This is a genomic window from Bacillus sp. NEAU-CP5, assembly GCF_026420705.1.
In the GTDB taxonomy this organism is placed as follows: Bacteria; Bacillota; Bacilli; order Bacillales; family Bacillaceae; genus Bacillus; species Bacillus velezensis.
This window is the reverse complement of sequence record NZ_JAPMOV010000005.1, coordinates 309,413-320,429: the sequence shown is the minus strand read 5'-3', so window position 1 is coordinate 320,429 and position 11,017 is coordinate 309,413. Positions and strand designations below refer to the sequence as shown.

The window sequence follows — 11,017 nt, the reverse complement described above, 5'->3', positions numbered from 1 at the left end:
CCCACGTGTTACTCACCCGTCCGCCGCTAACATCAGGGAGCAAGCTCCCATCTGTCCGCTCGACTTGCATGTATTAGGCACGCCGCCAGCGTTCGTCCTGAGCCAGGATCAAACTCTCCGATAAAGTGTTTGACTGACTACGCACATTGCTGTGCGATTTATTTAAAACTTTGAATTAACAGGTACGTTTTGTCTTGTTTAGTTTTCAAAGATCATTTCAACCTCATCTCGAGGCGACTTTTTCAGTATAACATTTCAGCGAGTTGCTGTCAAATGTTTTTTTATTTTTATTTCTCCGCCGCTGTGAGCTTTTTGTTGAAGCGCATCAGCGACGTTTAATAATATACCATGCCTATGATTCAGCGTCAACACTTTTTTTGAAAGAATATCCTCGATGATATACTTCCTGCCCTTTGGTCTCTATTTGAGATACTTCAACAAAGCCTTTTTCCGTCAGATAATCAAGCATGACACCGAGATCTTGGGTGAAGTGCACCAATTCAGGGTGCTGAAGCAATTCTCCAAACTGCCACATTTCTTTTTCTTTCATCACTTGAAAAAGGTGCGCAGAACCGATTTCAGCTTTTGAATGGATGAGAAAATCATTTGCTAAGAATAATAATTCGAGCCTTTTCTCCAAACTTTCGTGACTCTCGACAAGTTCGGAATATAGCTTATATACCTGCGGCTCAATGTGACGGACCTGGTTCCAGACTGTCGTTTCGGGATAAAACCCCCGGTCAATCACTTCTATGCGGGCCAAGTGGTGAAGAGCATGCACTACCGCATAATATGCATCCAGAAAATGATCAGCTTCAAAAAACGCTTTTCCTTCTACAAATCTTCTGATCAGCTTGCCGTATTCCATTCCGATCTTTAATTTCCGCTCGGCGAAAGGAAAAGTGCTGAGCCGGTCATTGAGTTCAGATATATATTCATTGCGGTCAAACAGCACTTTGCCGTTGATGATCCAATCTATGACTCTTCTATTGGTCCCAAGCAGAATCCATTCCTGAAGCAGAGCATCCGTTACAATATGTAAAGAAGCGGTTTTTTGTTCGAATTCATAATGCTTTATAAAAAGAGGTTCATCAGCCTGTTTGACAATGACAAGCATGACCGCATCAAAGTTATCCGTGATGGATGATGCTTTACTCCTTCTCTCAATCATAAGGACGGCCAGCGTATCGGGATGACTTGCTCTTTCTTGGTAAATTGGACGGAGAAGATTGTCCATTACGATTCCTCCAATGCGATTGTTTCACTAGCTATTGTTTCTACATTTCTATGATAAAACATGAAAGTCCTTTTTTCTAAACACATTGCACTATTATAACAAATTTCCTTTCAGGTGCCATATTTATTCTTCCCTTTTCTTACGAAAACATGAAGAATATGCCATCTGTTTTGTGCTATAGTTAAACGAGAGGGGGATGGACATGGCGAAATACTCAAGCAAAATTAATAAGATCAGAACGTTTGCGTTAAGTTTGGTTTTCGTTGGGTTTATCATTATGTACATCGGGCTGTTCTTTAAGCAGTCTGTTTTGCTTGCCAGCTTGTTTATGATTCTCGGCCTGCTGTCGATCGGGCTCAGCACCGCCGTTTATTTTTGGATCGGCATGCTGTCCACAAAAGCGGTCCGGGTGATGTGCCCCGCTTGCGAGAAAGAAACGAAGATTCTGGGCAGAGTGGATATGTGCATGCATTGCAGAGAGCCGCTTACATTGGATAAAGGATTGGAAGGCAAAGCGTTCGATGAGTCTTATAACAGAAAAAACAGTGTAAAATAAACGAAGCTGACCGTATCAAAGCGGTCAGCTTCGTTTAGTGGTTTTCTTTTTTGGAACATTCTTGGCATACGCCGTAAATCTCCAAACGGTGGTGGCTTACCTTAAACCCCGTGACGTGAGCCGCAAGCTGTTCTACTTCGTCAAGCCCGGGATAATGGAAGTCTACGATTTTTCCGCAGCTTTCACAAATGGCGTGATAATGGTCAGAGGTGACAAAGTCAAACCTGCTGGACGCATCTCCGTACGTCAGTTCCTTTACAAGCCCCGCTTCCCGGAATACACGCAAATTGTTATACACTGTCGCAACACTCATATTAGGGAATTTCCCTTCCAAAGCTTTATATATATCGTCCGCTGTCGGATGTGCCATAGAATCCACGAGATATTCCAGAATGGCATGACGTTGAGGAGTAATCCGGACTCCCGTATCCTTCAACGTGTCTAAGGCTTCTTTTAATTCATGTGCAGCCATCCGTCATGCACCTCTCTTCTAAAAAAGATTCTTACTTTATAATGTTTATAATTAGTGTACATCTTTTTCCGGTCCCCTGTCAAATGTAATCTGAAGAAAACCCCGTGAGTTCAGCATTTGTCCATTAATTAGACGCAATTTGTTCCAATTCTCGAAGCGCCTCGGCAACGTGATCTTTCACTTTTACCTTTCTCCACTCCTTCACAAGACGGCCTTCTTTGTCTAACAAAAAAGTGGATCGCTCGATACCCATATATTCTTTCCCAAAATTCTTCTTCAGCTTCCACACATCAAAAGCTTCCGCCAGTTTGTGCTCATCATCAACGAGGAGCTGGAAAGGAAGATCGTGTTTTTGCTTAAATTTTTCATGTTTGTCACGGCTGTCAGGGCTTACTCCGATGATAACGGCATCAAGTCCCGCGAAACTTTCGTGCTTATCACGGAAATCACATGCTTCCGTCGTGCATCCGGGTGTCATGTCTTTCGGATAAAAATAGAGAACGACGTACTTCCCTTTAAAATCCGTCAATGCTACTTCTTCCCCGCTGTCATTCACTAATTTCATATCCGGTGCTGTTTGTCCGATTTCAATCGTCATTTCTTATACCTCCGGGTTTTTTATTAAGCGTATCCAATTCACGTTAAGATTACAACCGTTATCCCCCCGCTCTTTTCTGGAAGCATGAACCCGTTGTGCTCGCAATGAAGCATGCTACAATAGAACATGATGTAAGGAGATATTAGGAGGGTCATTTTTTGTATACAAAATCAGTTGAACTTCATAAGGAAGCGTTAGAGCATATCGTCGGAGGCGTGAACAGCCCGTCCAGATCCTATAAAGCGGTAGGCGGCGGTTCACCCGTTGCGATGGAAAAAGCGAACGGCGCTTATTTCTGGGATGTAGACGGGAATCAGTATATTGATTATTTAGCGGCTTACGGCCCGATTATTACCGGACATGCCCACCCGCATATTACTGAAGCGATTAAAACAGCGGCTGAAAACGGTGTGCTGTACGGGACGCCGACCAAACATGAGGTCACTTTCGCCAAAATGCTGAAGGAGGCCATTCCTTCACTTGATAAAGTACGATTCGTAAACTCAGGCACTGAAGCGGTAATGACAACGATCCGGGTTGCACGCGCTTATACAGGCCGGACAAAAATCATTAAATTCGCAGGCTGCTATCACGGCCATTCTGATCTCGTACTTGTCGCTGCGGGTTCCGGTCCGTCTACGCTCGGCACCCCTGATTCCGCCGGCGTGCCGAAAAGCATCGCCAATGAGGTGATTACCGTTCCTTTCAATGACATTGAAAGCTACAAAGCCGCGCTGGATAAATGGGGTTCGGAAATTGCAGCGGTTCTCGTCGAGCCGATCGTCGGCAACTTCGGCATCGTTGAACCTGAAGAAGGATTTTTAGAACAGGTAAATGAATTGACCCATAAAGCGGGTGCGCTCGTCATTTATGATGAAGTGATCACGGCGTTCCGTTTTATGTACGGAGGCGCGCAGGATCTTCTTCAAGTGAAGCCTGATTTAACGGCGCTCGGTAAAATTATCGGGGGCGGCTTGCCGATCGGCGCTTACGGAGGCAAAAAAGAGATCATGGAGCAGGTTGCTCCGCTCGGCCCGGCATATCAAGCCGGCACGATGGCCGGAAACCCGGCATCTATCCTATCAGGCATCGCCTGCCTGGAAGTGCTGAAGGAAGAAGGCGTTTATGAGCGGCTTGATGAGCTCGGCGCCAGACTTGAGCAAGGCATTCTCGCCCATGCGGAGACACATGGCATTACCATCACCGTCAACCGTTTAAAAGGCGCGCTCACGGTTTACTTCACTGATGAAAAGATCGTCAATTACGAGCAGGCGGAAAATACGGACGGAGAAGCATTCGCCAAGTTCTTCAAACTGATGCTTGAGCGCGGCATCAATCTCGCTCCATCGAAGTATGAAGCTTGGTTTATCACAACCGCACATACTGAAGAGGATATCGACACCACTTTACAAGCCGTTGAAGATGCGTTCAGACATATGAAAAAATAACTGCTGAAACAAGCGGGAGCCCGGGGCTTCCGCTTGTTCTTTTTGTACGATTTGTGAGATAATGGTTTTTTCAAAAAAAAGACCTTGAATAATTGGTATGATCCCTGTATATTACTTTATTGTTTAGCAAATCAGCCGACAGGGAAATGTAAGTGTCAGCCGTTCGTTCGGCACATAATTTATTAGAGAAAGGAATGCACGCACAAACCAATGAAACTTGGTGCCCGCATTTTTAAAACAGGGATTGCGATTACGCTCGCGCTCTACTTAGCATCATGGATCGGACTTCCGTCGCCGATCTTTGCCGGGATTGCAGCTATATTTGCCATACAGCCCTCTATTTACAGGTCTTTTCTTATTATTATTGATCAGGTTCAGGCAAATATCATCGGCGCTGTCATCGCTACGGCATTCGGACTGATTTTCGGACCGAGTCCGATTATGATCGGATTGACCGCAGTGATTGTCATCACGATCATGTTAAAACTGAAAATTGAACACACCATTTCGATTGCGCTCGTGACGGTTATCGCAATTTTAGAAACACCGGGAAACAGCTTCCTGACGTTCGCTCTGATACGAACAAGCACCGTTATTTTAGGCGTGCTGTCTTCTTTTATTGTTAACCTTGTGTTTCTTCCGCCGAAATACGAAACGAAGCTGACTCATCATACGGTTGAATATACCGATGAGATCATGAAATGGATCAGGCTGACGATGCGCCAGTCCACGGAACACTCGATATTGAAAGAGGATATTGAGAAGCTGAAGGAAAAGATGATGAAGCTTGATCATACGTACCTTCTTTATAAAGAGGAGAGAAGCTACTTTAAGAAAACGACGTATGTAAAGTCGCGCAAGCTTGTTTTATTCAGACAGGCGATTATTACGGCGAATCGGGCGCTTGATACGCTGAAAAAGCTGCACCGCTATGAAAACGAGATTTATCATATGCCGGAGGAATTTCAGGAGACGCTGACAGAAGAAATTGATTATCTGCTTCATTGGCACGAAAGGATTCTGATGCGGACGGTCGGCAAGATCAAACCGCATGATGACGATGCTGAAGAAAGCATAAGATATAAACAGCTTTTGACGAAGTCTTTCTTGAAAAATCAGCAGAACTGCGAGGATGAACTGCTTGATTACAATATGCTCAGCATTATGGCTGCGGTTGCGGAATACCGCGAGCAGCTGGAGCATCTCGATACATTAATTACGAGTTTTCAGACATACCACCCGAAAGACAGCGAATTAGAAACAGACGAAGAGTAACCCGGTGCTTCCGTAAAACCGGGTTTTTTTGCATTCAAAAAAACTTATGCCGCCCATTCGGACGGCATAAGTTTTTGTATCAGTTCAAATTCTGAATCGTAAATAAGTGTCTATACTGGCCGCCTTGGGCCATTAATTCCTCGTGCGTGCCGGTTTCGACGACGGCGCCGTTTTCCATGACGACAATTTTATCCGCGTGCGTAATCGTGGACAGCCTGTGGGCGACGATAAATGTCGTCCGGTTTTTCGCAAGCTTTTCCATCGCTTCCTGAATGTAGTGTTCACTTTCAAGATCAAGAGCCGATGTCGCTTCATCCAAGATTAACAGCGGCGGATTTTTTAAGAATACACGCGCGATGGAAATCCGCTGTTTCTGCCCGCCTGACAATTTGACGCCCCGTTCGCCGACTTTGGTTTCGTAGCCTTCGGGGAAGTTCATAATAAATTCATGGGCATTTGCCGCTTTCGCAGCCGCAACCACCTCATCCAGAGACGCTCCCGGTTTACCGATGGCGATATTTTCACGAATTGTCTCACTGAACAGAAACGTATCCTGAAGCACCATTCCGACTTGATTGCGGAGGCTTCTCGCTTCATACTCGCGAATATCTGTGCCGTCAATCAGCAGGCTGCCGCCGGATACATCATAAAAACGCGGTATGAGGCTGACAAGCGTCGATTTTCCGCCGCCGCTCATCCCGACGAGCGCAACGGTTTCCCCTTTTGTCACCTTTAAGGAAACGTTCTGCAAAATTGTTTCTTTTCCTTCCTCATAACGGAACGAGACATTTCGGAATTCGACTTCGCCCTTAATGTCGTCAGCTTTTAGTGCATTCGGTTTATCAGTCAGTTCATACGGCTCGTCGATAAATTCAAATATGCGGTCCATTGAAGCGATCGACTGGGTCAGCGTCGTCGATGAGTTGATCAATCTTCTGACCGGGTTGTACATTCTGTCAATATAGCCGACGAACGCAACCATCGTCCCTACCGTCAGCGGACCGTTTATGACAAAATAACCCGCAAACGCGATAACAAGCAGCGGCGCCAAATCCGTAATGGTATTCACGACTGCAAACGTTTTTGCGTTCCAATTCGTATGACGGATCGCCCTGTCCAGAAAATGTCCGTTTTTTTCATCAAAATTGGCTTGTTCATAATCTTCAATGGCGAAACTTCTGATAACGGGCATCCCCTGAACTCTTTCGTGCAAATGTCCTTGAACTTGGGCGAGTGCCTGAGAACGCTCACGTGTCAGTTTTCGGAGACGTCCGTAAAAGTATTTCACTGAAATTCCGTATAACGGAAACAAAATGACAGATATCAATGTCAGCTTAACATCGAGTGTAAACATAATGCAGATGACGATCAGCACCGTCATCATATCAAGCCAGATATTCATCAGTCCCGTTATGACAAAGTCTTTTGTCTGTTCGACATCATTTATCACCCGGGAAATGACTTCGCCCGTTCTCGTGTTGGCATAAAACTTCAGGCTCAATTTTTGAATATGATCAAACAATACTCCCCTGATATCATAGAGCACCCGGCTGCCCGTCCATTGCGCGAAGTATTGCCGATAGTACTCTACCGGGGGACGCAGAATTAAAAACAGCACGAACATGATGCCCATTATTGTGAATAGCGATGATGTTTTAGCGCTTGCCGTTCCGCTCCCTTGAATAATGTCATCGACCACGTATTTTAACAGAAGCGGGAGAGCCAGCGGGATGGAGAATTTTATGATGCCGATTAACACTGTGATAAAAATTTGTTTTTTATAAGGTTTTACAAATTGCATATAGCGTCTGATTACGCCCACACTTTATCCCCCTCTCTCTTTAAGGCGTGTGAGCCCATGTGAAAAACCTGTTGACACCCCAACAGGTTTTTTATTGTATTCTTTATTTTGTATAGCGCAGATACCGTTCATACCACATATCAACAAATTCCGGAGCAAACGGTCCTTTCCGCTGATGAATCCAGTGCAGCAGCGTATTCAGATACTCCTTCAGAATACTGTCGATCTCTTTAGGGTAATTCATTGATTTGCGGTGGTCATCGTATTCATCCTCGTCAAGAATGTTATACGTCATATCCGGAAACACCTTGACATCCAAATCGTAATCAATATATTTGATGGCCTCTCCGTCATAAGCGAACGGCGAGCTGATGTTGCAATAATAGTGCACCCCGTCATCTCTCAGCATTCCGATGACGTTAAACCACTGACGGGCATGAAAGTAGCAGATCGCCGGTTCTCTCGTCACCCACGTCCGTCCGTCGGATTCCGTCACCATTGTCCGGTCGTTGGCTCCGATGATACACAATTCCGTACTTTTTAAAATCGTCGTTTCATTCCAAATTCGATGAAGCAGCCCGTTATGCTTATAGCTGTGAATTTGAATGGTTTCTCCTTCCTTGGGATACCCCATATTTCTCCCCTACTTTCTGTAAAGCCCTGCAGTCAATGCAGCCGCAATTGCTTTCCGACAAGTCTTTTCACTATTATAACGTTACGAATTAAAAAATGAAAATAAAAGAACCACTCCGCTTCCGGAATGGCACATTCATTTCTGCACATAGGAAGACGGCTTTTCCGTGCTGCGATAAGACTGGATGACTTGCTCTGTCTGCCTTTGGAATAACTCCTGTATGCCGGCCAGGTCTTTTCGCTTTGTCGCAATTTCGTCCTGTACATTGTCCAGCTTTGCATCTCTTTCCAGACTGATGAGTTCCGCTTCCACCTGCCGGCAGCGGTCAAGTTCTGACTGCAGCTCGAGAAGCTGATCCATGATTTTCATCTGTTCACTTACAAGCTTTTCAAACTCTGACATCGGGTTCCTCCTTAGGCTTTTAGGTTGATACTCCTTACCATTTCGATTTTCCGCCGGAAAACCCTTTGACTCATTCTGTAGAGGAATCACAAGTTTTGTCGTTTTGGCAACAAAAAAAGCACTTCCATCCGAAGATGAAGTGCTTTTTCGTTTCAGTGATTAGCTGTTTTGTTGTTTGTTTTGTTCAGCAGATTGGTTTTGCTTTCTTACCTGCTGCACATCAGTTTCACTGCCGAATTCAGTGCCGAATTGACCCTGACTGGAAGCTGATTGCTGGTTTTGTTTTTTCACCTGCTGAACGTCTGTTTTGCTGAATTTTGAGTTTGCCATTGTTATCACCTCCACGCACTTTAGAATGCGCAGGAGATGATAAGGCTATTCATCTTTTTTTAAAACTTATACGAGCAGAGAACGTCCGCCGTCAATAATGATGGTCTGGCCGCGGATCATGTCCGCTTTTGAAGAAACTAAAAACTCCACCGTGTCGATCATATCTTTAATCTCGACCATTCTGCCGGCCGGCGTATTTTGGCGGGCATCTTCCAGCAGTTCATCTCTGTTAGGGAAATGCTTCAGCGCGTCCGTATCAATCGCTCCGCCTGACACTGCGTTTACGATGATATTTTTCGGAGAAAGCTCAACCGCCAGATAACGGGTTAACGATTCTAAAGCGGCTTTTGAGACACCGACCGTCGTATAGTTTTCAAGATAGCGGATGCTGCCTAGCGAGCTGATGCTGACGATGTGGCCGCCTCCGTTTTTCTCCATCATCTTTGCCGCTTCCTGGGCGCAGAAAAGCAATGCTTTCGCATTGATATTCATCGTCCAGTCCCAGTGTGTTTCTTCAAGTTCCATAACCGGTCTCAGCACGCCTGAAGCCGCGTTATTGACGAACACGTCCAGTCTGCCGAATGTTTCGTCAATCTGGCGGAACATGTCTTTGATTTTTGCCGGCTGGCCGACATTGGCTTTAATGACGAGCGTTTTCACGCCGAGTTTTTCAATTTCTTCGGCGGTTTCTAATGCCGCTTTTTTACTGCGGGCGTAATTGATGACGATGTTGTATCCTTTTTCCGCGAGTCTGATGGCGGCTGCTTTCCCGACGCCGCGGCTGCTTCCCGTGATCAGTGCGCATTTATTTTGTTCCATTTTTCCTCAGCTCCTTGCTGTGTATAGTTCTTTTCAATCAACAAACAATAAAAGCAATATGTGTTGAAAGGGGTCTTTTATATGTATGTCGGACGTGATATGGGCGAATTGGCCATGATGCCCAAAAAAGATTGGAGAGATTCAGAGCTCGCCTATTTCCATCATGCCTTCCAGCAAATTATGCCGTATTTAAACGAAGAAGGCCAGTCCAAATACCGGGAACTGATTCAGGAAATCGAAGCCCGCGGCGGACTGAAACGGAATGAAGCGGATTACGGCCACGGCACTCGCGTCAGCTATGACTGACGCTTTTACAGGCGGCCGCTTCCTTCCGCCATTTTCCATATCTTTTGATGGGAAACGGGAAATGCGTATTCCTCGAGCTCCTCTTTTGTGACCCGTATGAATTCCGTTGTATCCGACACTTGTTTTACTTTACCGAAAAAGACCGAAATATTCCAGACGAGATGGGTGAAAACATGTTCTACGATGCCTTCCAGCTCCCCGATTTCAGCGGTTGTTCCCATCTCTTTTTCTAAATAGGCTTCAAGCTGCTCTCTTTCGGTTTTGATTCCTTTCTGGGTTTCGGTATTCGGAAACTCCCACAAGTTGGCGAGCAAGCCTTTTGGCGGCCGTTTATGAATATAGACATCGCCTTGATCGTCTGTCAGCACAACGGCTGCCATTGTTTTTATTCCGGGCTTTTTCTTTTTGCTTTTAACGGGCAGCTCCCGCTCTGTCCCTTCCGCAAATGCCGAGCAGTGCTTTTGTACGGGGCAAAGCAGGCAGGACGGCGATTTCGGGGTGCAGATGATCGCGCCGAGCTCCATTAAACCCTGATTGAATTCAGATGGTTTTTCATGAGAAATGAAAGCTGATACCGCCTGTTCGAAAATGGTTCTGGTTTTAGGTTTTGCGATATCGTCCCATATGGAAAGAATTCTCGACATGACACGCATCACATTGCCGTCTACGGCGGGAATCGGTTTGTTGTATGCGATGCTGAGCACGGCGCCTTTTGTATAAGGGCCGACGCCTTTCAGTCCGCCAAATTCCTTTTCCTCGGCAGGGACGACTCCCCCGTATCGCTCATGCACTTCTTTTACGGCGCTTTGCAGATTTCTTACACGGGAGTAATAACCCAGCCCTTCCCAGGCTTTGAGCACTTTTTCCTCATCGGCTTCAGCGAGCGCTGAAACGGTCGGAAATTGCTCAACAAACCGCCGGAAATAAGGGATGACGGTATCTACGCGCGTCTGCTGCAGCATCACCTCTGACACCCACACCCGATACGGGTCCTGATTTTCTCTCCACGGCAGAATTCTCTGTTCTCTTTCGAACCATGTAATTAAGTCCTCGCGAAATTTGTCTATATCTTTTTGTTTCATTTTTTCTTCAAGTGCGTTCATATCTTCTCCTCAGATGTTTCGGGTTCCGCTTTTCTT

12 protein-coding genes, 1 rRNA gene and 1 pseudogene are annotated in these 11,017 nt (G+C 45.7%); 4 read left to right on the top strand and 10 right to left on the bottom strand.

Features of this window, described 5'->3' with window-relative positions; genetic code table 11:
- Together OTK50_RS16895 and OTK50_RS16890 are read right to left on the bottom strand one after the other, a co-directional pair.
- A 16S ribosomal RNA gene (locus OTK50_RS16895) occupies positions 1–124 on the bottom strand; the annotation flags it as partial.
- 228 nt (positions 125–352) lie between these two features.
- The gene (locus OTK50_RS16890) at positions 353–1,237 is read right to left on the bottom strand and encodes a nucleotidyltransferase-like protein (protein WP_007408569.1); all 885 of its coding nucleotides are present in this window, start codon (positions 1,235–1,237) and stop codon (positions 353–355) included.
- Positions 1,238–1,439: 202 nt separating this feature from the next.
- Between OTK50_RS16890 and OTK50_RS16885 the strand changes: the two genes are divergently transcribed.
- The gene (locus OTK50_RS16885; protein WP_007408568.1) at positions 1,440–1,793 is read left to right on the top strand and encodes a YgzB family protein; all 354 of its coding nucleotides are present in this window, start codon (positions 1,440–1,442) and stop codon (positions 1,791–1,793) included.
- A gap of 34 nt (positions 1,794–1,827) precedes the next feature.
- Here the strand turns inward: OTK50_RS16885 and perR are convergent, their stop codons facing one another.
- Both perR and bcp read right to left on the bottom strand, forming a co-directional pair.
- Complete coding sequence (perR, locus tag OTK50_RS16880; RefSeq protein WP_003155465.1) at positions 1,828–2,265, bottom strand: peroxide-responsive transcriptional repressor PerR; 438 nt, start codon at positions 2,263–2,265, stop codon at positions 1,828–1,830.
- Between the two features lie 124 nt (positions 2,266–2,389).
- Positions 2,390–2,863: a thioredoxin-dependent thiol peroxidase gene (gene bcp, locus OTK50_RS16875; protein ID WP_224224128.1), complete on the bottom strand. Its 474-nt coding sequence runs from the start codon at positions 2,861–2,863 to the stop codon at positions 2,390–2,392.
- Positions 2,864–3,021: 158 nt separating this feature from the next.
- On the opposite strand from bcp, the gene OTK50_RS16870 reads away from it, so the two are divergent.
- Together OTK50_RS16870 and OTK50_RS16865 are read left to right on the top strand one after the other, a co-directional pair.
- Complete coding sequence (locus OTK50_RS16870; protein WP_038457375.1) at positions 3,022–4,311, top strand: glutamate-1-semialdehyde 2,1-aminomutase; 1,290 nt, start codon at positions 3,022–3,024, stop codon at positions 4,309–4,311.
- A 210-nt stretch (positions 4,312–4,521) separates the two neighbouring features.
- On the top strand, positions 4,522–5,586 hold the full coding sequence (locus OTK50_RS16865; protein ID WP_007610190.1) for an aromatic acid exporter family protein: 1,065 nt from the start codon (positions 4,522–4,524) through the stop codon (positions 5,584–5,586).
- Between the two features lie 79 nt (positions 5,587–5,665).
- On the opposite strand, the gene OTK50_RS16860 is transcribed toward OTK50_RS16865, so the two are convergent.
- From OTK50_RS16860 to fabL, 5 genes and pseudogenes are all read right to left on the bottom strand, one after another.
- Positions 5,666–7,408 (bottom strand): ABC transporter ATP-binding protein, encoded by a 1,743-nt coding sequence (locus OTK50_RS16860; protein ID WP_224224127.1) that lies wholly within the window; start codon positions 7,406–7,408, stop codon positions 5,666–5,668.
- An 82-nt stretch (positions 7,409–7,490) separates the two neighbouring features.
- The gene (locus OTK50_RS16855) at positions 7,491–8,021 is read right to left on the bottom strand and encodes a DUF402 domain-containing protein (RefSeq protein WP_003155475.1); all 531 of its coding nucleotides are present in this window, start codon (positions 8,019–8,021) and stop codon (positions 7,491–7,493) included.
- Positions 8,022–8,156: 135 nt separating this feature from the next.
- Positions 8,157–8,423: a YgaB family protein gene (locus OTK50_RS16850; protein WP_003155476.1), complete on the bottom strand. Its 267-nt coding sequence runs from the start codon at positions 8,421–8,423 to the stop codon at positions 8,157–8,159.
- A gap of 159 nt (positions 8,424–8,582) precedes the next feature.
- Positions 8,583–8,735, bottom strand: a pseudogene (locus OTK50_RS16845) (gamma-type small acid-soluble spore protein); the annotation flags it as partial.
- 84 nt (positions 8,736–8,819) lie between these two features.
- A complete protein-coding gene (fabL, locus tag OTK50_RS16840; RefSeq protein ID WP_003155478.1) occupies positions 8,820–9,572 on the bottom strand; it encodes an enoyl-[acyl-carrier-protein] reductase FabL in 753 nt (250 codons plus the stop codon).
- A gap of 81 nt (positions 9,573–9,653) precedes the next feature.
- Between fabL and OTK50_RS16835 the strand changes: the two genes are divergently transcribed.
- Positions 9,654–9,878 carry a hypothetical protein gene (locus OTK50_RS16835; protein WP_007408563.1) on the top strand — a complete coding sequence of 75 codons (225 nt, stop codon included), beginning with the start codon at positions 9,654–9,656 and terminating at the stop codon, positions 9,876–9,878.
- Positions 9,879–9,883: 5 nt separating this feature from the next.
- Here the strand turns inward: OTK50_RS16835 and mutY are convergent, their stop codons facing one another.
- Positions 9,884–10,981: an A/G-specific adenine glycosylase gene (gene mutY, locus OTK50_RS16830; protein ID WP_224224125.1), complete on the bottom strand. Its 1,098-nt coding sequence runs from the start codon at positions 10,979–10,981 to the stop codon at positions 9,884–9,886.
- Positions 10,982–11,017: the final 36 nt, after the last annotated feature.

What these genes read in the sequence shown, in the direction of transcription:
- bcp (WP_224224128.1), bottom strand. Translation starts at nt 2,863, where the DNA reads ATGACGATTGAAATCGGACAAACAGCACCGGATATGAAATTAGTGAAT.
- OTK50_RS16835 (WP_007408563.1), top strand. Translation starts at nt 9,654, where the DNA reads ATGTATGTCGGACGTGATATGGGCGAATTGGCCATGATGCCCAAAAAA.
- perR (WP_003155465.1), bottom strand. Translation starts at nt 2,265, where the DNA reads ATGGCTGCACATGAATTAAAAGAAGCCTTAGACACGTTGAAGGATACG.
- OTK50_RS16850 (WP_003155476.1), bottom strand. Translation starts at nt 8,423, where the DNA reads ATGTCAGAGTTTGAAAAGCTTGTAAGTGAACAGATGAAAATCATGGAT.
- OTK50_RS16890 (WP_007408569.1), bottom strand. Translation starts at nt 1,237, where the DNA reads ATGGACAATCTTCTCCGTCCAATTTACCAAGAAAGAGCAAGTCATCCC.
- OTK50_RS16855 (WP_003155475.1), bottom strand. Translation starts at nt 8,021, where the DNA reads ATGGGGTATCCCAAGGAAGGAGAAACCATTCAAATTCACAGCTATAAG.
- fabL (WP_003155478.1), bottom strand. Translation starts at nt 9,572, where the DNA reads ATGGAACAAAATAAATGCGCACTGATCACGGGAAGCAGCCGCGGCGTC.
- OTK50_RS16885 (WP_007408568.1), top strand. Translation starts at nt 1,440, where the DNA reads ATGGCGAAATACTCAAGCAAAATTAATAAGATCAGAACGTTTGCGTTA.
- OTK50_RS16865 (WP_007610190.1), top strand. Translation starts at nt 4,522, where the DNA reads ATGAAACTTGGTGCCCGCATTTTTAAAACAGGGATTGCGATTACGCTC.
- mutY (WP_224224125.1), bottom strand. Translation starts at nt 10,981, where the DNA reads ATGAACGCACTTGAAGAAAAAATGAAACAAAAAGATATAGACAAATTT.